Raw genomic sequence first — 21,455 nt, 5'->3', positions numbered from 1 at the left:
ACAAATGCCCCTTTGGGAGATACTCCCCGATGACATCACTGCCTATTGTCAAACCACAGGAAATTGAACTCGATGAAGATCGACTGCAACAGGTAGGACGATTACTGAAAGAATGGACGGAAGCGGGCACCATGCCTGGAGCCGCGATTGTTGTTGGCCGTCACGGAAAAATCGTGGAGCCACAGTTCTTCGGTAAACAGGGACCAGAAAAAAATGCGGAACCCGTGCGACGAGACGGCATGTTTCTCCTGGCTTCCATCACCAAACCCATCGTCTACATGAGTGCTCTGAAACTGGTCGAACGCGGCGAACTCGTACTCACCAATCCGGTGACGCATTACATTCCCGATTTCGCAGCACACCATAAAGAGACGATGCTCGTGCATCACCTATTTACACATACTTCGGGGATGCCCGATATGCTCGAGAACAATGTTGTACTGCGTCAATCACGGGCCCCCCTCGATCAATTTATTCATGGTGCTATTTTCGATACAGTGCCTCTGTTCCAACCTGCGGGAACCGGGCTCAGTTATCAGAGCATGGGCACACTGATCGTCGCGGAGATCGTACAACGGCTCACCAGAAAAACGATTGCCCAGCATGTGCGTGACGAAATCATCAAGCCGCTTGGCCTGCAAAGTACCTGGCTGGGGCGTGGCGACTTTCCGCGCGAACGACTGGTGCGTGTCGAGACACCGGAATACCAGATCGGCTCGAATTTCGGCTGGAATAGTCAATACTGGCAGGACCTGGGAGTTCCCTGGGGGGGCATGTTCAGCTCACCGGAAGATATGGCCGTCATCTGTCAGTGCATGCTCAACTATGGCAAACTGCAGGACGAACGCCTGCTTTCCCGATCAATGATGGAGATGGCAACCACGAATCGGCTCAATGATTATCCTGACCTGCCCGAATCGATCCGCCGTTCTCAACCGTGGGGCCTGGGTTGGCGATTGAATCATCCCGGTCAGTCTGGAAGCTGGGGAAATTTGCTCGACCGCAGTGTCTTTGGTCATACAGGAGCGACTGGCACCATGGTCTGGATGGATCGCCGCTGTGATGGATTTGCCATCCTGCTCACTACGGCAATTCGCTCCAAAGCCCCCTGGCGCCTGGTACAATTGTCGAACATCATTGCTTCTGCTTTCCAATAAGCGGCATTCAGAACCGACGATCAGGAAACCAGGCGATGAAATTCCTGTTAAGCTAAAGTCTGTGCGCGCTTCGTTACGATTGAAAATGAAGAGACTCTGACACGGCATCCCCTCATTCTATCTCTACTTAGGTAAAATAGTCCATCTGGGTTCTGTCTTTTTAATTGTTTCGACTTCCTCTCATATTTTTTCTTAATAGAAATTGATCTATTTACATTCATTAATCAGACTATTGCACTATACTAAGTAACCAATCAGATTTAGCTGCTCTCTCAGCACAAAGCAAACCTCATTGACTATCAAATTCCAGGCATTGATTATGAACTCTGTGATTCCTGTTCTTGACCCCGCGTCTCCGCAGGCAGAGGCCATTAACAATCTCTTTCTTCAGGTTTTGCTCATCAGTGCCATCATCTTTGCCATCGTGGCAGGTTTGATCTTGATCGCGATTTCTCGTGGTCGGCGCAAAGAAACATTGCCCGAACAGAATTTTGGCAGTGAAAAATCAGAAGTGTTCTGGATGCTGGGTCCTGTGATAATCGTAATCTGGCTGGTCGCCATCAGCGCCAATCTGGTAATTACTCTAAATGCTATCCCCCAGGCTGATCCGGATGGAAAAACGGACATCAACGACATCGATTTGATTGTGACCGGCCATCAATGGTGGTGGGAAATCCAATATCCTAAATCCGGCATCATCACAGCGAACGAGATCTATATCCCAGCCGACAAAAATAAAAAATTTCGCGTGCAGGTCTCTTCGGCCGATGTGATTCATTGTTTCTGGGTCCCGCAACTCAGTCGAAAAATCGATGCGATTCCCGGTCGCGAAAATTACATCTGGCTACAGGCCAGCAAGCCTGGTTCCTATCAGGGACGCTGTTCCGAATATTGTGGTGCACAACATGCCTGGATGAATTTCAAAGTATATGCGGTCTCGGATACCGAGTTTGATCAGTGGGTGGCCAGTGAGCAACTTGCAACAAAGAAACCCAAACTACTGTCTCCCCTGGCCTCTGCCGGCAAGCAGTTCTTTTTCAACGCAACCTGTCCACAGTGTCATACGATTTATGGGACTCCCGCCAAAGCAACGATTGGTCCGGATTTAACCCACTTCGCCCGCCGCAAAGAAATTGGAGCAGGTGTCATTGATAATTCACCGGAAAACCTGGCATTGTGGCTGAAAGATCCGCAAGCCCTGAAACCAGGATGTAAAATGCCCGACTTCAAGCTGAGTGATGAGCATATCAAACAACTCGTAGCCTACCTGGAGACACTCAAGTGACGACAGGATCCATCGAACAATCTGAGCTGACATCACTCGAGCCCCCGGTCACTCCGACCCCGATGCTCGATTGGGTCAGCACGCTCGATCATAAGCGTATCGGCATCATGTATATCCTGACCGCCGTGTTTTATCTCGCAGTCGGCGGCTTTGAAGCACTCCTGATGCGGATCCAACTGGCGTTCCCGAATAATACATTTCTCTCGCCGGAAATGTTCAATCAGCTGTTTACCATGCATGGCACCACAATGGTCTTTCTGGTAGGGATGCCGGTGCTGACCGGCTTTGCCAATTATTTTGTGCCGTTGATGGTGGGCGCCCGCGATGTCGCGTTTCCCCGCCTGAATGCATTTGGATTCTGGATGCTATTTTTCGGGGGCCTGCTGCTGCACTTTAGCTTTTTGACCGGATCAGCGCCCAACGCGGGCTGGTTCAGTTATGTCCCTCTCTCGACCAAAGCCTACAGCTCACTGCAGGGTGTGGATTACTGGATCATCGGCCTGTTGATTATGGGCATCGGCTCTGTCTCTGGAGCGATTAATATTTTTGCCACGATTGTCAGCTTGCGGGCACCCGGGATGAGTCTACAGCGGGTTCCGCTATTCGTCTGGATGATGCTGATGCAGGCAATTCTGATCATCCTGGCATTGCCGGCACTGAACTCGGCCCTGGCCATGCTGTTAATCGACCGCTGGCTGGGTTCCGCATTTTTTGATCCGACTCGCGGCGGTTCTGCCGTACTCTGGCAGCACTACTTCTGGATCTTCGGGCACCCTGAAGTTTACATTCTGATCTTACCCGGTTTTGGAATGATCTCCGAAGTCATTCCCGTCTTTTCCCGAAAACCGATTTACGGCTATAGATTCGTAGCCGCCTCCTCGGTCGCCATCGTACTGCTAGGATACGGCGTCTGGGCACATCACATGTTTGCTGTTGGCTTGGGAATGTATGCCGATATCTTTTTCGCCGTTGGTTCTTTACTGATTGCCATTCCGACCGGCATCAAGGTCTTCAACTGGACCGCCACACTCTGGGGCGGGGAAATTCAATTCAATACCGCGTTGCACTTTGCGGTCGCGTTTCTGCTGCAGTTTGTCATCGGGGGCTTAACGGGAATTATGTTCGCCGCCGTCCCCATCGACTGGCAATTGACAGACACCTATTTCGTCGTCGCACACTTTCATTATGTGTTGATTGGCGGGCTCGTGTTTGCGTTGTTCTCAGCCACCTATTACTGGTTCCCCAAGATGACCGGCCGCATGCTCAGTGAGCGTTTGGGAATCATACAGTTCTGGTTGTGGGTGCTCGGCTTTAATATGACATTCATGGTGCAGCACTTCCTGGGTATGATGGGCATGCCGCGTCGGGTCTACACTTATGCAGACAACCCCGGCTGGGCGCTCTTAAACGGAATCGCTTCGCTGGGTGCCGTATTTATGGCTATCGGCACACTGGTCCTCCTCTGGAATATTGGATCCAGTTTACTCCGCGGAAAAATCGCCGGCGATAACCCCTGGGATGCCTTCACCCTGGAATGGGCTACGACTTCACCACCGCCGCCGGAAAATTTCACTTCCCTTCCGGAAATCAAAAGCCGGCGCCCGGTCTGGGACATGAACCATCCGGAGAACGCAGACTGGAAAACCGAGAAGACACCCATCGACAAAGGCAAACGCCCGAATCTACCGAAACTGGCCGCCTGGTTATTTATCGCTTCGGAAGCCGTATTTTTTCTGTTGTTACTAATCGCGTATGTCGTATTCAATACCCGCACCGGTGAGGCCAGCGTGACGTCTTCCGTGTTGGATGTCCAACGGACGGGAATTTTCAGTCTGTTCCTGATCTCCAGTAGTGTCACGTTCTGGATTGCCGAACGTTTTCTTAAGGCGGGAAAAAAATCCGCGTTTGTATTTACACTCAGTTTGACGATCCTGCTCGGAATCACATTCCTGGCCGGGCAAGCCTGGGAATATACGGGCCTGCTAACAAATGACATCACCATTAACACAGACCTGTTCTCGGCCACATTTTTCACCGTTACCGGGTTCCACGGCATTCACGTGTCAGCAGGTGTCATTGCATTATTCATCATGTTGATAATGGGCATCAAAGGGAGTCTAAATCCCAGTAAAGCACACGTATTTGGTGCCGTTGGCGTCTATTGGCATTTTGTGGACGTCGTCTGGCTGGCCGTATTTGGAATCATTTATCTGGGACTTCTACAATGAGTTCGTATTTCGATCCGACAAGCGAATTATGGAAATGGAATTCACCAGTCTGGTTACTGGTCCTGTCTTTGATCGGGTTCTATATTCTGTTTCATCAGGGGACATCCGGGAAACGCATCGCTTCGTTTGCGTTCGCTATGTTTGCCCTGGCGATGGCCTATGCCTCTCCAATCGGCGTCCTGTCTGACGGTTATTTGTTTAGCGCACACGTCATTCAGCATTTGATCTTGCTATTAATCGTGCCGCTGTTTTTCCTGTTAAGCCTCTCCGAAACAGCCACAGAGAAAATTTTTCGTCATCCCTTCATGAACCGACTGGGACACGTGCTGGCGGTCCCCTTTGTGGGTTGGCTCAGCGGTCTGGGTGTAATGTGGTTCTGGCACGTCCCTTCACTCTGTAATGCTGCGACTGAAAACTATGCTCTGGGTATCTTTCGTGATGCGACTTTTCTGTTAGCAGGACTGGCATTCTGGTGGCCCATCTTTTCTCCTGTGAAACGTTTTCACATCCCTTCATCGCAGGCAGTGATCTATCTGTTCTCAGCCTGTCTGGGATGTACGCTGCTTGGCATCTACATCACATTTACTGTCATTTCGGTCTGTCCTGCGTTTGCGAATCCCGTCGATCGGTTAGGGATTATGAATATGCTCTACGATCAGGGACTGACTCCTGGCACAGATCAACGACTGGGAGGCCTGTTAATGTGGGTTCCCCCCTGCTCACTCTATGTCAGTGCGATCATGGTGATCCTCAAACGCTGGTATTCTGACATAGAGCAGACCGCTTCAGCAAACACCGCAGGAACAACTGGCTCTTTACGGGAGGCGCGTCAATGAGTACGGAATCAACTGAGTCCCAAACAGAGCAAACAGAAGAACCGGAACTCCGACCCACCTATGCCCCCGCCACACTTGCTATGGGCATCACGTTCATGTGCTGGGGAATCTTGACGCATTGGACGATGTCGGTTATCGGTATCGCGGTCATCGTGAGTGCCATCTGGTCTTGGATGAATGAAATCCATAGTTCATGGAGTGAATCACAGTGAGCGACCAACAGCCCCCTGCAGACCAACCCTGCTGCCAGCTCAAGCGCAGAACGTTTCTGACCCGTGTCTCCATCGCATTGTCTGCTGTGATCGGATTTATCATAGCCATCCCCGGTATCGGATTCGTACTGGCGCCGGTGTTCAGAAAACCAAAACATAAATGGAGAACCGTCGGCAAGCTGAAAGACTTCAAGGTCGGCGGTTTTGTGCTGGTGCAATATGAAGACCCTTCTCCTGTGGTCTGGGCCGGTGTCACCGCTAAAGCAGGTGCCTGGATCCGCCGCGCCAGTGAAACCGAGTTTATTGCGTTTTCCATTAACTGCCGACATCTGGGTTGTCCGGTCAGATGGGTTGAAGATCCCCGGCTATTCATGTGCCCCTGTCATGGTGGCGTCTATTACGAAGATGGAACCGTCGCAGCTGGACCGCCGCCGGAACCTTTGGACCGACTGAATGTGCGCATTCGTGATGGCCTGGTCGAAATCGAAACTGAACCAACTCCGCTGACGTTAACGACGTTGACATGAAACCACTTTTGATGAAAAGCGAGTATCCGGCTGAATGAGTAATAACTTTTTGACTCGAACCTGGAACTGGATCGACAATCGAATTGGTTTTTCCGATTACATTGTTCCGCTGATGGTGCATCTGGTGCCTGACAATGCACGCTGGTGGTATATCTTCGGAAGTGCGACACTCTGTGCCTTCATCGTGCAGGTCTTCACCGGAGTCTGCCTGGCCATGTCGTATGTTCCCGGCGGCGAGGACACTTATCAGAGTTTAGTATTCATCACAGAGACAGCCCCCTTTGGCAGTCTCCTGCGAGGCATGCATTATTATGGTGCCTCGGCAATGGTCATGATGGCCGTGATCCATATGGTTCAGGTCTTCATGCACGCTACCTATAAATATCCACGCGAAATGAACTGGATGAGCGGCGTGGTTCTCCTATTCGTCGTGCTGGGAATGGCATTTACCGGGCAGCTGTTGCGCTGGGATGCCAATGGAGTCTGGTCGGTCACCGTCGCTGCAGAAATGGCGGGTAGAACTCCCATCATCGGCCCTACACTGGCACATTTTATGCTCGGCGGTGAAACGGTCGGTGGTTCGACCATTACCCGCTTCTTTGCAATGCACGTCTTTATCATGCCGGCGATGATCTTTGCGGGGATCGGCTTGCATATGCTGTTGATCATGCGGCACGGTATTTCAGAAATGCCCGATGTGAACGCTCCTGTCGACCCTGATACTTACAAAGAAGCGTACGAAAAACGGATTCATAAAACAGGCGTCCCCTTCTGGCCCGACGCTATGTGGCGGGATATGATTTTTTCTACGCTGATCGTAGGCGTGATTCTCGGCTGTTCGATTTTTCTGGGACCTCCCGCGCTCGATCCACCTCCCAATCCCAGTAGCATCAACGCCAACCCACTGCCAGACTGGTACTTCCTCTGGTACTTTGCCGTACTCTCATTGCTTCCACCTCAGCTTGAAACCTGGGTCATTCTGGGTGTGCCAATCATCGGCTTCGTCGTTTTATTCTTTCTACCACTCATCTCTAACAAAGGACATCGCGCCCCCTCCAAACGTCCCTGGGCCGGTGGCATCGTGATCTTCGGGTCCGTGGCATTCCTTGTGCTCACAATTTATGGCTACAAAAAACCCTGGTCACCAGATTTTGGTGTGAAAGAATTACCGGCTTCCGTTGTGGGCACCGATCACGGGCCGCTTGCTGAAGGCGCCAAGTTAATGCATATCAAAGGTTGTCTGTACTGCCATGATATTGGTGGCTATGGCGGTCATCGTGGTCCGGAATTGACCGAGATTGGTAAACTGCTGACACGCGATGATATCATTATTCGAATCAATAATGGCGGACATAATATGCCGGCGTTTGCCAGTTCGATTTCGGACAGTGAGTTACAGCTCGTCGTCGATTTCCTCTTAACAAGGGGAGTTGAAAAAGAACCGGACGACAAAAACAGCACGACTCCCTAATGACCTGATCTGGTGTCTTTCAATTCAGTTAAACCCACTTTCCATTGCCCCGACTGGTAAATTCAATGAGATATCTGGCTTTCATTCTGACGATTGTTCTGACCTTCGTTTGCCTGATTCTGGGAATCACGGTAAACAGTCACTTTTTCTGGCTGCTGCTGGCTCTGATTCCGCTTTCGTTGCTGGGTATCTGGGACTTAGTTCAGACACGACACAGCATCACGCGCAACTACCCGATTATTGCGCACCTGCGTTTTCTGTTTGAAGAGATTCGCCCCGAGATCCGTCAGTACTTTGTCGAAAGCAATATCGACGGTCGTCCTTTCAATAATGATGATCGCTCTTTGATTTATGAACGTGCCAAAAATATCGATGGATTGAAACCATTTGGAACCGAATTGGATGTCTATGCTGAAGAATACGAATGGCTCAATCATTCTATGGCACCGCATCCTAAGTCCGAAGAGCTGTTCCGCACCACAGTCGGAGGCACGGATTGCAAACAACCCTACTCCTGCTCGATCCTGAATATCTCAGCGATGAGTTACGGAGCCCTCAGCCCGAATGCATTATTATCCCTGAATGCGGGCGCAAAGAGAGGCGGGTTCTATCATTGCACGGGCGAAGGAGGCGTGAGTCCTTATCACCTGAAAAATGGAGGCGATCTGGTCTGGCAAATCGGCACAGGATATTTTGGCTGCCGCAATAATGATGGAACATTTAACCCTGACCTGTTTCAGGAACAGGCTGCGCATGAAGCTGTGAAAATGATTGAGATAAAAATCTCACAAGGCGCCAAACCAGGACACGGCGGTGTTTTGCCAGCTGCGAAGATCACCGCTGAAATTGCTTCCACCAGAAAAATTCTGATGGGGCAGGATTGTATTTCCCCTCCCGGTCATAACACATTCAGCACGCCCATTGAATTATGTAATTATATTGCACAGCTACGCGAGTTATCGGGCGGCAAACCGGTTGGCTTCAAACTCTGCATCGGGCATCCCAGCGAATTTCTCAGTGTTTGCAAAGCAATGCTACAAACAGGTATCCTGCCGGACTTCATCACCGTTGATGGTGGTGAAGGAGGAACGGGTGCGGCCCCGCTCGAGTTTTCCGACAACATGGGCATGCCGTTAAAAGGTGGGCTGATGTTTGTCCATAACGCGCTGCTCGGCTGTAATCTAAGAGACAAAATCAAAGTGGCCGCTTCCGGTAAAGTCAGCTCTGCTTTCACACTGGCTCGTAGTCTGGCCATTGGCGCAGACTGGTGTAATTCTGCCCGAGGCTTCATGATGGCAGTCGGCTGTATTCAGGCTCAGAAATGTCATACCAATACCTGCCCGGTCGGTGTCGCCACACAAGACCCAGGACGACAACGCGCATTGAATGTGGAAGACAAAAGTACGCGGACCTTTAACTTTCACAAGAACACCATGGAGGCACTCTCCGAAGTGGTTGCTGCTGCAGGTCTGGACCACCCAGATCAATTACGCCCCTGGCATATCTTTCTGAGAACCGGGAGAACAAAAATGGCCTCTTATCATGAAGCCTTTGATTTCCTGGAACCAGGTGAACTTCTCGGAGATTCCCCTTCTCCGGTATACAAAAAAGTCTGGGATCTGGCATCAGCTGAAACATTTGAAACACACTACGCTTAAACGAAACGCTCTACTTGCCGCCAGACCAGTAGACTAAAAATCAGTTTTATCCTGCCCGTCTTCCGTGGTTCAGCTGCTGTCTCAGACGGATCTTATTTTCAGACGCACTTCGTATCTCTCCATCTGCAGTTATGCATTTCGGGGCTATCTTGCCTAAGACTCCAGTCCCCCAGCACGACCATGCAAGAGAGTACATCCTATAGTGCCTTAACTCTGATCACTCTTCACTAACAGTTCACAATGTTTCTTAGCTACGTGGCGTTCTGGAATCAGAACTTTTATCCACTCTTCCACAGCCATCTCTACTACACAGCCATCCATACATTAATAAATAATAAAAAAACAGATGACACAGAGCGAAGGTGTGCATTTCCCCCATCATCAATCGTACCGTTGAACATAAAATCAAACTTGTGTTTACCCTAATCATAGCAACAGTTTCGGTACTTACCTGATTCACTAAAATAATTGTATATTATTGCTGCTATTTATATCACTTTATTGAATCGTTCTGCTTTCGCCAATTAACTGGTCCAGGCCTTCTTTATGAATAATGAAAAGCAACTTGATAAACTAGACATTTTATTAATTGAAGAGAATCCAACCCATGCAACATTGATCATTGACCAGTGGAATGAAGTCAACACTGCTAAAAAATCGACCATCACTCATGTGAGATCTGTTTCTGATGCGCTCAACTCTCTGAAATCAGAAGCCTTTTCAGTTCTGGTTCTTGCTCTGGGCTCATCAGGCACTTCGGCGATTGAGTCACTGACACAGATTTTAAAGTCGTCTCCTGCGACTCCCGTCATCGCCTTGGCCACGATAGATGATGAAGACCTCAGTCGTGAGGTTATTCTAACTGGAGCACAGGACTATCTCATTAAAGCCGAACTATCCGGGCAAATGCTCTACCGCACGATTCGACACGCCATCGAACGCAAAAAACAATTCACGCTCTTGTCATTGCAAAATGAAAATTTGCAGGCCTTTGCCAGAGCGGCATCACATGACTTAAAAGCCCCTCTGGGCAATATTAAAACGATCAGTCAGATTGTGCTCGAAGAAGCGGGAACCAGCATCGAATACCCGGTTTTGGAAATGCTCCGCAGTCTTCCACTCATTGCCAATCGCCTGAAAAAACTGATTGATAACCTACTCCGTTTTTCCCTGCTGGGCCAGAAAAGTTTGCATCGGGATCATATTTCTCTACGAAGCTCGATTAAAATGGCGTGTGAATTTCTGGAAGAACAAATTCGAAACCAGGATGCAACCATAAACATCGGCCCCCTGGACGATGTTTATGCTGACACCGCCCTGATGACAACGGTCTTTCAGAATCTGATCGGTAACGCCTGCAAGTATGTGAAAGATGTTTCCCCTGTTATTTGCATCAACACAAAAACAGAAGGACGTTTTGTGGTGACGATGGTTCAGGACAACGGGATCGGCATCCCCGCAAAAGAACAGCAACGCATTTTTGATCCCCTGACACGCGCGGTCAATGCCAGCGACTATGAAGGAACCGGATTAGGACTCTCGATGGTCAAAAGAATTATCGAAGCCCATCAGGGACAGGTCTGGGTCGAATCAGCGCCCGGTGAAGGCTCCACGTTTTTCTTCACCATCCCACAACCCAACTCCTGCACCGCCTCATGACTTCAAACGTTCGTTTTTTTGATGCCGCCTTAAACGGTAACGCATACCAATACGAAACCTGACACCCATCTTGATTGCCCCAACACAATCCTAGTTAAAACCCCAATACTGTTCAGTAGTTTCCAATAACGATCCTGATACTATCCCCGCATGGGCACTAGTTTAATTGGACATATTGACGCAGATTGTTTCTACGTAAGCTGTGAAAGAATCAGATCTTATAGCCTGCGCGGAGTTCCTTGCGGCGTCCTGGGTAATCAGGGGGCGTGTGTCATTGCCAAGAGCTACGAGCTCAAACCCTATGGCGTAAAAACCGGGCACCCGATCTGGGAAGCCAAAAAACTCTGCCCGCACGCGGTCTTTGTGAAACGGGATTTTCGCTGGTACGAAGTCATCTCCCGAAAACTGCTGGAGCTGCTCAAAACGGTTAGCCCGCTGGTCGAATATTACAGCATTGATGAAATGTTTTTCGATGCCTCTGAACTGTCGCGATATTTTCAACTCCCCCTCCAAGCAGCCAACCGCGCACTGCAGACCCTGGTTCAGGAACAGATTGGCATCCCTGTTTCAATCGGCATCGCCCCCTCTCGCACACTGGCCAAGCTAGGCAGCGATGCCTCCAAGCCATTCGGCGTGCGTGTCATTGAAAAGGAGTGCGAACCCTTTCTACGCTCACAGCCGGTGGGCGAACTCTGCGGTGTCGGCAGCCGCAGCGCTAAAAAACTACGTGACAGAAATATCCATACCTGCTGGGATTATCGCCAGGCAGACCGGTTAATGATTCGCAATCTGCTCACAATTAAAGGCGAAGCCCTGTGGTGGGAACTGCGCGGCGACGCGGTCAATTCAATTCAAACCTCCCGACCACCTCACAAAGCAATTGCCCGCGGCGGGTCCTGTGGCGGAAAGACCATGGACCCCGATCGCATTCGCGCCTGGGCGGTCAGAAACATCGAACGCCTGATCGAAGCCCTCGATCATCACCGTGTCTATGCCGGGCATATCAGTTTACAGATCGACGCAAATAAAACGGCGCTCTGGCTGGGTCGGACTCCCCTGGCGGTTCCCTCTGCTTCGTTTCGCACAATCTACGATGCAGCCATGCCCATGCTCGCCGCAGCACCAACGAGCCACCCCGTCAGTCACATGCACATCATTGCTGAAAACCTGACCTGGCGGGACAAGATCCAGAAGTCACTCTTTTTCGAAGAGGCACAAAGCCCCCTCGATCAACTCAAACACGACATCAATCAAAAACTGGGCCGGTTTGCAATCCGTAGTGCCGAGACACTGCCGCTGCATGAAATCTATCATGACGCGACACATAACTATGATATCTGTGATATTTCAGGAAAAATGTGTTTCTGATGTGTACCGGAATTACCCTTGCCTGGCGGGATATCCCCACGAAACTGATCCGAAAATACCAACTGGAAGAACGCATGATTCAGCGTTCAGAAACAGCAGACAAAGAAATCCTGTTCCTGCAGCGGCATCGACAGCCGCTACTCCCCGTCTTTTATCAAGGCGAACTCCAGATCCTCCCCTGGGGCAATCGCCAGCGCAACCGCAATGCCCCTCTCGCTTGGTGGTGTGAAGTTTCGACTCTCGAATCAGGCGCCTGGTCGATCTATCACCCGGAACCGGTCGAAATCCAAGCGAACTTCGGCCTGGAACGGGGTGTCTGGTTTCAGATTAGAGAAGGCATTCAAGGCACCATCATCCACGACCAGCACGAACAGCCCTATGTCTATCTGCTCCTGCAACCCGCGTCACACTACTACCAGGTCATGACTGGCTACCACCGCGAACCCGTTTTTCTAGGTGAACAGATTTGAGAATCAATTGAACTCCCGCTATCTTATAACAGCGCTCTGTTAATGATCACGAAACCACATCAGGGATAAAGCGTTCAATCCAAAGAGGCCTCTCATGTTTATCTGGCTCATCTTCATGGTGATAGGAATTCATATCCTGATCAGTACAGCCATAGATTGGAACCCCCTGATGAATGGTCCGACCGCTTCGATCCTGATATTTTTGTATGGACGCAAATTTGTTCGAAATGCTCATTAAGGTTTAGGGCTGTTTTTCATCTTACTCAGTTTGTTGCCAGTTATTGTCATTCTTCTATTTGGGTTTCCTCATATCTAAAGGCCGAGAACCCCATTTCATGACAAAAGTATTGGGAACAATTCGCTCCGGCCAACGAAAACTAAGCTATTGAGCACACGCTCATCACGCGATATACTTCAGCAAATCCCCATTACTCAGGAGAAAAGACGATGAACGGATCTCGTGTCTCTACTGCTACATGCCTGCTGTTACTTGCTGTTCTATTGACCGCGTGCCAGGAACCGGCTGCTCCTCCCCAACCGCCGGTGGATGAGAATCCGGAAATCGATATCATACCCGAACCGGATGCCGGCTCGGAAAAGCCACAGTTGACGGTCGCGATCAGCGTTGATATTGCCCCCTATGTTATGAAAAACGCGAAAACCGGCATCGAAGTCGATATCGCCACACAAGCACTCCCCGGCTATCAGCTCAATTTCATTCAAATGCCTTACGAAAAACTGCAGTCCGCCGTCGCCGAAAATCAGGCCGACGTGGCTTTGGGCGTCCAGAAATTCAAAGACGTCGAAGGTATTTTCTACTCTGAGGATTTCATCGATTTCGTGAACTCCGCGATTACCAAAAAATCAGCGGGCCTGAAAATTGAGAAAGTCGCTGATCTGGCCGATTATAAAGTACTCACCTGGCAGGACGCATACCTCGAACTCGGCCCCGAATTTAAAAAACTGTTTTCCCCTGATTCCCCAAACCGCAAGAACTATGTGGAAGTCGCCGATCAAAGCGATCAAGTCAAACAGTTCTGGGATGCCAAAGCAGATGTCATTGTCATTGACCGTAGTATCTTCAACGCCATCAGCCAGTCAACAGGGCATCAGCTGAGTGAAGTCGAATACCATGCACTCTTTCCGGAAACAACGTATTTCAAAGCGAATTTTGAAGAACCAGACGTCCGCGATGCCTTTAACGCCGGCCTGAAAAAACTCTGCCAGAGCGGCGAATACGCCAAGCTACTGAAGAAATACAACATCGACCTGCCCAGTACCATCTGTGATCCCAAACCATGACCAACATCACCTATCTGAAAGGCGACGCCACCCAGCCGCAAGCCAAAGGAAATAAGATCATTGCCCATGTCTGCAATGATCTGGGTGGCTGGGGCAAAGGCTTTGTACTGGCAATCAGCAACCGCTGGTCTGAACCAGAAGCAGAGTATCGCCAGTGGCATCGGCAGCGGGCCAAAAACAACTTCGGTCTGGGTGAAGTACAGGTTATACAAGTCGACCAGTACATCTGGGTGGCCAATATGCTTGGTCAGCGCGGCATGAAAACCAGGAGCAAAGGCCCACCCGTTCGCTACCCGGCGATCGAACAATGCCTGACCTCCGTCGCAGAGAAAGCCGGGGAACTTTCGGCATCCGTCCACATGCCACGCATCGGCTGCGGCCTGGCTGGCGGCAAATGGAACAAAGTCGAACCGCTGATTCAACAAACCCTCTGTACTGCAAAGATTGATGTCTATGTGTACGACTACGGTTCCTGAATTAGAAACCTTAGTCATACACATGAACAAAACCAACTTGACAGCAACGCGCCGTTCGCCATCATCTTCGCTCTGTAGTGCGTCGCGCGCGAGAACAGTACAGGTTCAGCTGAGGAAATCGAACAACGGTAAAAACCAGCACTAACAAAGTCCCTTGTTTTAACCAGATTTGAAAATAACCTGCTCATGCTTTCCCTAAGTATCGACACACTTCGCAGCACATTGCCCCACACATCATCCCGCGTTCGCCACTCATCAACCTGGTATCGATTCGCTTCACTTGTCGCTCGCCTTCCCATTTTTTGATTCTCCTCTTGACGCTGCCCTGCCCTTGGCGATGATTTCCATCAGAGTGAGACTGTCCGAGTGACGCACTCAACTCTCGCACGATCAGAATCGTACCGGAACGGCGCGCAATCTCAGAGAGGAAAACAGTTCACTGAATCAGCGTCATGAAGCAGTAGACAGGAAAGAAAAGTCGATTCGAGATGACTCAGTCGGCAGCGCCGATGTCGTTGTTGAAAGCGTCTTGAATAATACGGCGTTCGTGACGCTGGTGGGCGATATAGCTGGTAATCCAGTCGCGGAGTTCGTGTCGGAGTTCGCCGGCCATTTGACGCATCTGATGCAAAGGCTGAGAATCCTGCATCCGGGCCTGCAGTTCTTTCAGCTTCTTCAACAAGTCACAGCGTTCCTGATACAGATTTCGAACCTGTCCCTGCCAGTTTGGTTGCTCCTCAAGGACTTCTTCCAGATAGCCGCCTTTATCCTGCAATTCAAATTCACGAGGCATCATTTTCAACAGCGTGTCCAGCACTTCGGAGATCCATTTCCAGGCCCCCGCATCGCCATCAGATTCTTCCAGTAAGTCCAGTAAGTCGCCTAACAGGATATATTCCAGTGCGGAAATTTCTTCTAAGGCGCCATTCACAGAGTCTGAGTTTTTTTTGGTCATACAGAGCCCTTCTCCAATTCGTAAAGAGACAAGATCCATGAACTGCCCCTTGTGACTCGATTGATTGATCGCAGGCAACTCCCATTTGAGACTGGCGCGATCAATCGAAAATGAAATCAGAACGCTTTGAATTGCTGTCACTATTTTACCATCCAGAATTCAACGGGTCAAAAAAACTTTAAAACTGAGGAATTTCCCCCAGAAAGTCTCACTTCTATCATTCCCATTTCCCCGAACTATCAGCGGCAGGAAACACCTTTGTGGAATAGGCTTTAGGTAATATTTTGTTTTCCAGTTCGCAGAACACGTTAGCACATTTCTAGAATCGCAGACCAGGATGCGATACACTTTCAGGAGACATGTTGAAAGCAGAACATTCATATCCAATTTCATAACAGCACTCCGACGGCTGAGTGTTTCCCTACAGAGCCAGGATCAACGATTATGCCCACAACGACGGGGATGAAGGGGGGCGGTTATTACGATGCCAACTCAAAAGAGCAGCGTTCTGCCTCTGATGCGTTTCTTCCCTGGCTCGAAGAAGCAATTGCCGCACTACCTGAACCAGCCTCTCATCAACAGTCATGGAATTTTCTGGATATCGGCTCTTCAGAGGGAGCCAACGCCATCTACACGATGAATCGTCTGGTTGAAATCGTGCGTCGCCAATCTGATTTACCTGTCTGGGCGCTGTTCGATGATCTGCCCACCAACGATTTTAATCAGATGTTTTTGAATCTGTTTCCCGCATCGACTCCCGCCCTTTCAGCAACCGACGTCTATACCGCAGCCATCGGCGGATCGGCGTTCGGACGACTTGTTCCTCCTCAAAGTCTGCACCTGGCCACCACCTTTAACGCCATCGGTTTTTATGAAACCAGACCAGCCGCCCGGCTGCCACACTTCATCCTGGCCATGCATCCCAATCCCGGTGCACCGCGTGAAGGAGTCGAAGTTTCAACCAGTGAATTGATCCCGTTCCAGAAACAGGCCCATCAGGATCTGTGCCACTTTTACGCCGCACGAGCTGCAGAACTGGTACCTGGCGGTAAGCTTCTCGTCCAGGTCTTTGGAAGAAACGAAACGCAATCCACGGGGCACGGGCTCATGGATGTTCTCAATGATGCGTTACTGGATTTCGTCGAAGCAGATATGTTGCCCCGCAGTTTTTATGAAGCTTTTGTCTTCCCCGCTTATTATCGCAATATCGATGAACTGATGGCCCCGATCCGAGAGGAACCGGAACTGGCAGCCGCCTATCGCATCGAACACGCAGAATCACGCGATGTACCGGTGCCGTTCAATACAGCTTTTGCGTCGACCGGAGATCGTGAAACCTGGTCGCACAGTTATATCAGTTTTCTACGGGCTTTTTCGGAACCGGTCCTCACAGCTGCATTGCCGCAAGACTTACCGCAGGAAAATACCATCGAGAAAATTTATCAACGTATGGAACGCCTACTAATCGACCATCCAGAGCGATACGAGTTTCATTTCATCTCGATTGCTGCATTACTCACCCGTCTTTGATCGACAATATCTCTCTTCTTTACAGGAACTCGCTGATGGAATCGGAATCATCCGAAATAAACTATAATGAACTCACTCCCGAAGAAGCCCGCGTGATCCTGCATAAAGGAACCGAGCAGCCATTTTTCGGAGAATACACCAACCTGAAAGAAGCGGGCACCTTTATTTGCCGCCGCTGCAACGCGCCCTTGTATCGTAGCGAAGACAAGTTTGAAAGCCATTGCGGCTGGCCTAGCTTCGATGACGAACTGCCCAATACGGTAGCTCGTATTCCCGATGCAGACGGTTCCCGCACAGAAATCGTCTGCCACAATTGTGGTGGTCATCTGGGACACGTCTTTCTCGGCGAACGCATGACCGACAAGAACACACGGCACTGTGTGAATTCGATTTCGATGAAGTTCATTCCCGCCGGCCAAACATTACCGACTGTAATCAAACCCTGAGACCATGCAACCAAAATACTAAATCGTAGGGGCCGACCCATGTGTCGGCCCGCCTGGCGAGACTCAATTCTGATTTACCGTATGAATGGGACCAGTCAAAACATTCGCACATCAACACGCACACCACACTGACCCTGCGGGCGGACACATGGGTCCGCACCCTACAACAACACGGGTAGGAACTGTCCCTCTGAAATGGAACCAGCACCGTCGGGCAAGCCGATCGGTGACACACGGAAGTACTTATCCGGTGTTCGGCAGGGTGTTCATAAACGGTATCGTTATAGGATTTTTCTACCACGAATATCCCGAAAACTCACGAAATGGGTGGGCCCGAATGGAATTCGGGCCGAGCGCAGCGAGCAGGAAGTTCGAGGAAAAACATACGAAATATCACTGGCTGCGATCATGCAATCCGGTCACTAAATCGTAGGGGCCGACACATGGGTTCGCCCTCTACAACAACACGGGTAGGAACTGTCCCTCTGGAACGGAACCAGCACTGTTGGCTTTTAATCACGAACTACAGGAAAGCATGGAGCAGCCAGCTCTGTTGCGTGCCCAGTCCGGTCGTTTTTTGGCGTACTGTTCCTGATCAGGTTGTTCGTCATAAGGACGCCGCAACAATTCCAGCAGTTCGTTGACCAGCGTAAAGTCGCCCTGCTCTGCTTTATCGATGGCTAACTGAGCCAGATAATTTCGCAGCACGTATTTCGGGTTCACACGATTCATCTTTTCCCGGCGGTCTGCATCCGATGACTGTTCGTCGCGGAGCCGGTTCCGATAACGCTGTAACCAGGCGCAGATTTTGCTGCGCACCTCTCCCACTACTTTTTCCGGTTCGTAATACGCGTCCACCAATGGAGCGAGTAACGCCGCTTCGTCGATGTCTGCAGACGGTTCCCCTTCAACTTCCAGCAATGAGAGCTTACGAAAGAATATGGTCATATCGGTTTCAACCAGTTGCAGGACTTCCTGAAGTTCTTCGATTAACGTGACGTCGGCCTCTGGCACAAACGTACTCAAACCCAGCTTCTCCGCCATCATCGCTTGCCAGCTCTGCTCATAATGATCCACATAGGCATCGAGCGACTGCTGTAAGGGCGCCGCATCTTCAATCAGGGGAAACAGGGCATTCGCCAACTGCACGAGATTCCACAGCGCGATCTGTGGTTGATTCCCAAACCGATACCGCCGGCCCGATGCGTCAGTCGTGTTCGGAGTCCAGTTCGGATCATAATTTTCCAGCCAGCCATAAGGACCATAGTCAATCGTCAAACCGAGCACCGACATATTATCGGTATTCATCACCCCATGCACAAAGCCAACACGCATCCAGTGCACGATCATGTCGGCGGTGCGACGACAGACCTCTGTGAACCAGCTTAGATAAACAGCGCGACACGGTTCCCCAAGATGCGGAAACTCATTCCGTATCGTAAAATTAACCAGTGTGCGTAATGTCTCAATTTCTCCCCGAGAAGCGAAGATCTGATAATTTCCAAAACGCAGAAACGAGGGCGCAACACGACAGACCACGGCTCCCGGTTCGTATTTGGAATTCCCATCATAAAACATATCTCGTTCGACCTGTTCGCCGGTCAAAACCAGACTCAGAGCCCGCGTGGTCGGAACGCCCAGATGATACATGGCCTCGCTGCAGAGAAATTCGCGAACCGAAGAACGCAACACGGCTAATCCATCTGCGGTGCGTGAATACGGGGTCGGACCGGCCCCTTTGAGTTGCAGCGCCCAGTGTTCTCCTCGATTGTTCTGAACCTCACCCAGATTGATCGCCCGGCCATCTCCCAGTTGCCCGGCCCAGTTCCCAAACTGGTGACCGCCATAACACATGGCAAACGGGTCCATCCCCTCCAGCACCTGGTTCCCGGCGAAGACGGCTGCGAACGTATCCGACTCCGCAGCGTTGCTCTCAAGATCCAAAAGATCCGCGACCTCTTTGGAATATGACACCAACTGCGGACGTGCCACCTGCGTCGGATTTACACGCGAATAACAGGCATCACTCACCTGACGACGAAAGTTTTTCGTCTCATCATCAGCGGGTAACGCGCGTGTAAACTGATTATCAAATTGAAGTTCATCCAGGTTTCGGGCTGTTTGTTGACTGTTCATAGTGAAATTCTATCACTTGACCAGACAGATGAAAAGACAGGCATCGTTTCCAAATAACACTTCAAACCGGTGACTGAACTCACACTTCCAGCCGCTGCACTTTTCGCGATGCCAGATAAGCAGTTAACAGTGTGATCGCACCGACTATCCCAAAAATCAGTGGAAAATGAAAACGGGAAAGATCGAATACTCCTTCTCTTTCAGCGCGATGCAGATTGTCATACACAAAGATTGGATCAAATTCCGTAATACTGGGAATGGATTCCATGACCAGGGAACCAATAAAAAAAACAGAAACGGCCATCACGGCACCCCGTACCGGTTTTTTCCACCAGCAGACACCCAGCACTGCCAGAGAATACATCAGGGCATGTAAAGCTGGATAACAGGCAATATAAGACCAGCTTAATAAATCAGATCCATAGTTCATTTTTTCTTCAGGTGACAGGAAGAGAGAATTCCAACTGACTGCGATTGTCGTGCCATCAAGAACGAACAGTACTGCCAGTAGACCAATCAGATATTTAAACCAGAACCAGCGTCGAATCGGTATCGGTCGTGACATCCAAAAATGCCCCAGACCAGGTGTAAGTTCTGAAGCAATGACTCCTGAACCGACAACCGTCGCCCAGAGCATCCCCAGAACCCACATCGAACCCGGAAGATTGTATTTAACCAACTCCCAGTTGTTGTTTGCATTCGGATGACTGCCCAGCGTTTGCATCATGGCCATAAAGCCTGCCAAGATTAAACCTGCCAGAGCCAGAGGTACAGACTGCCGCAGATTAATCCATATCAAAGAAAATACGGGACGGAAAAATGGTATCGAAACCAGTGAGAATAAAGGAGGAAATTTCCAGAAATGCCACTTTCTCACGGAAGGAACAGCATTCTGTGTTCCATACAGCCGCGTAAACCAGACCGCCAGTCCGAACTGCAAACACAGATTTAAAAAAAGAGACAGCCAGACTCGATCAGCAAGATCCAGATCATGCCAGGAAGCACCAGCGGTATTATAGTTGTAGAACATGACCAGAGACTGTGGAAACAATATCCCCACGTAGTCATGGAATAACTGAAATGAATCCGCTGGAAACAGGTCACGCACAGACAACATGATAAACCAGACAAAGGCAACCAGAGCCCCCAGGAACCCTACATGAACCTCATTACGTCGTCGGGCTCCGAGCAGGCATATTACTAAGAATAGAGCCGCCGTCTGAACCACAGAAACACATGTTAATTTAGCCAGTAAACTGACCGCTCCTCCTGCAGCCAGACTGGTCCGTAATACCTGGTTTACGCCAGGAGTGGCAACAATTTCATACCCCGATGTAAACTGCTCTGACCGCGCGGGAACCTGTTCCAGCAATCCACTGGCCAGAAAAACCAGCAGTACCAACGCGCCCAGCAGTATGGGAATGATCAAAGCAAAGATCGCCATTCCCAGTCTGACGGCTGCAACTTTGGAGAGTAAAACAGGTAGCATCCTGGTAAAGGAGATGGTTTGATCCGTGACTTCGCTCAGCGACACCCGCATCGCCAGAAAAACTGACATACATAAACTGTAAATCAGACAAACCGTACCATATCGGGAGACCGGCGTGCGACAACCAGAGGTACTTTCATAAAACACCACATAAATCGCACCACACAAAATCCAGGCCAGACAAACGAAAAATGTCCGCCTGCGTTCCCGCCATTCTTTCCAGAGCAGAGACTGTAAAACGAAATCCATA

18 protein-coding genes are annotated in these 21,455 nt (G+C 50.1%); 15 read left to right on the top strand and 3 right to left on the bottom strand.

Annotated features, from left to right (window positions below; all coding sequences use genetic code 11):
- Positions 1–29 precede the first annotated feature (29 nt).
- From AAC022_RS17910 to AAC022_RS17850, 13 genes are all read left to right on the top strand, one after another.
- On the top strand, positions 30–1,157 hold the full coding sequence (locus tag AAC022_RS17910) for a serine hydrolase domain-containing protein (protein ID WP_339733272.1): 1,128 nt from the start codon (positions 30–32) through the stop codon (positions 1,155–1,157).
- Between the two features lie 319 nt (positions 1,158–1,476).
- A complete protein-coding gene (gene coxB, locus AAC022_RS17905; RefSeq protein WP_339733271.1) occupies positions 1,477–2,442 on the top strand; it encodes a cytochrome c oxidase subunit II in 966 nt (321 codons plus the stop codon).
- Complete coding sequence (gene ctaD / locus AAC022_RS17900) at positions 2,439–4,670, top strand: cytochrome c oxidase subunit I (RefSeq protein ID WP_339733270.1); 2,232 nt, start codon at positions 2,439–2,441, stop codon at positions 4,668–4,670. The genes coxB and ctaD overlap by 4 nt, the downstream gene beginning before the upstream one ends.
- Entirely contained in the window at positions 4,667–5,506 is an 840-nt protein-coding gene (locus AAC022_RS17895; protein WP_339733269.1) for a cytochrome c oxidase assembly protein, read from the top strand. Before ctaD ends, AAC022_RS17895 begins: the two co-directional genes overlap by 4 nt.
- Positions 5,503–5,718: a hypothetical protein gene (locus AAC022_RS17890; protein WP_339733267.1), complete on the top strand. Its 216-nt coding sequence runs from the start codon at positions 5,503–5,505 to the stop codon at positions 5,716–5,718. The genes AAC022_RS17895 and AAC022_RS17890 overlap by 4 nt, the downstream gene beginning before the upstream one ends.
- Positions 5,715–6,245 (top strand): ubiquinol-cytochrome c reductase iron-sulfur subunit, encoded by a 531-nt coding sequence (locus AAC022_RS17885; RefSeq protein ID WP_339733265.1) that lies wholly within the window; start codon positions 5,715–5,717, stop codon positions 6,243–6,245. Before AAC022_RS17890 ends, AAC022_RS17885 begins: the two co-directional genes overlap by 4 nt.
- A gap of 34 nt (positions 6,246–6,279) precedes the next feature.
- Positions 6,280–7,716, top strand: coding sequence for a cytochrome b N-terminal domain-containing protein (locus AAC022_RS17880; protein WP_339733263.1), 1,437 nt, complete (start codon positions 6,280–6,282; stop codon positions 7,714–7,716).
- Between the two features lie 65 nt (positions 7,717–7,781).
- Positions 7,782–9,374, top strand: coding sequence for an FMN-binding glutamate synthase family protein (locus AAC022_RS17875; protein WP_339733262.1), 1,593 nt, complete (start codon positions 7,782–7,784; stop codon positions 9,372–9,374).
- Between the two features lie 546 nt (positions 9,375–9,920).
- Positions 9,921–11,033 carry an ATP-binding protein gene (locus AAC022_RS17870; protein WP_339733261.1) on the top strand — a complete coding sequence of 371 codons (1,113 nt, stop codon included), beginning with the start codon at positions 9,921–9,923 and terminating at the stop codon, positions 11,031–11,033.
- Between the two features lie 150 nt (positions 11,034–11,183).
- Complete coding sequence (locus AAC022_RS17865) at positions 11,184–12,401, top strand: hypothetical protein (RefSeq protein WP_339733259.1); 1,218 nt, start codon at positions 11,184–11,186, stop codon at positions 12,399–12,401.
- Positions 12,401–12,871: a hypothetical protein gene (locus tag AAC022_RS17860; RefSeq protein WP_339733258.1), complete on the top strand. Its 471-nt coding sequence runs from the start codon at positions 12,401–12,403 to the stop codon at positions 12,869–12,871. The genes AAC022_RS17865 and AAC022_RS17860 overlap by 1 nt, the downstream gene beginning before the upstream one ends.
- Positions 12,872–13,318: 447 nt before the next feature.
- The gene (locus AAC022_RS17855; RefSeq protein ID WP_339733257.1) at positions 13,319–14,173 is read left to right on the top strand and encodes a transporter substrate-binding domain-containing protein; all 855 of its coding nucleotides are present in this window, start codon (positions 13,319–13,321) and stop codon (positions 14,171–14,173) included.
- Complete coding sequence (locus AAC022_RS17850) at positions 14,170–14,649, top strand: macro domain-containing protein (RefSeq protein WP_339733256.1); 480 nt, start codon at positions 14,170–14,172, stop codon at positions 14,647–14,649. The genes AAC022_RS17855 and AAC022_RS17850 overlap by 4 nt, the downstream gene beginning before the upstream one ends.
- A 493-nt stretch (positions 14,650–15,142) precedes the next feature.
- On the opposite strand, the gene AAC022_RS17845 is transcribed toward AAC022_RS17850, so the two are convergent.
- A complete protein-coding gene (locus AAC022_RS17845; protein ID WP_339733255.1) occupies positions 15,143–15,745 on the bottom strand; it encodes a hypothetical protein in 603 nt (200 codons plus the stop codon).
- Between the two features lie 303 nt (positions 15,746–16,048).
- Here AAC022_RS17845 and AAC022_RS17840 point away from each other — a divergent pair, with 303 nt between their 5' ends.
- Together AAC022_RS17840 and AAC022_RS17835 are read left to right on the top strand one after the other, a co-directional pair.
- Positions 16,049–17,134, top strand: coding sequence for a cyclopropane-fatty-acyl-phospholipid synthase (locus AAC022_RS17840; RefSeq protein ID WP_339733254.1), 1,086 nt, complete (start codon positions 16,049–16,051; stop codon positions 17,132–17,134).
- 35 nt (positions 17,135–17,169) lie between these two features.
- Positions 17,170–17,580 (top strand): methionine-R-sulfoxide reductase, encoded by a 411-nt coding sequence (locus AAC022_RS17835; RefSeq protein ID WP_339733253.1) that lies wholly within the window; start codon positions 17,170–17,172, stop codon positions 17,578–17,580.
- A gap of 516 nt (positions 17,581–18,096) precedes the next feature.
- On the opposite strand, the gene AAC022_RS17830 is transcribed toward AAC022_RS17835, so the two are convergent.
- Both AAC022_RS17830 and AAC022_RS17825 read right to left on the bottom strand, forming a co-directional pair.
- A complete protein-coding gene (locus AAC022_RS17830; protein ID WP_339733251.1) occupies positions 18,097–19,716 on the bottom strand; it encodes a YdiU family protein in 1,620 nt (539 codons plus the stop codon).
- 79 nt (positions 19,717–19,795) lie between these two features.
- Positions 19,796–21,455, bottom strand: a 1,660-nt coding sequence (locus AAC022_RS17825) for a hypothetical protein (protein WP_339733250.1), incomplete at its 5' end; no start/stop codon positions are given.

Origin of the sequence: uncultured Gimesia sp., from assembly GCF_963976445.1 — a bacterium.
GTDB lineage: Bacteria > Planctomycetota > Planctomycetia > Planctomycetales > Planctomycetaceae > Gimesia.
Note: the sequence above shows the minus strand (reverse complement) of the source record. Positions and strands in the feature narration are given on the sequence as shown.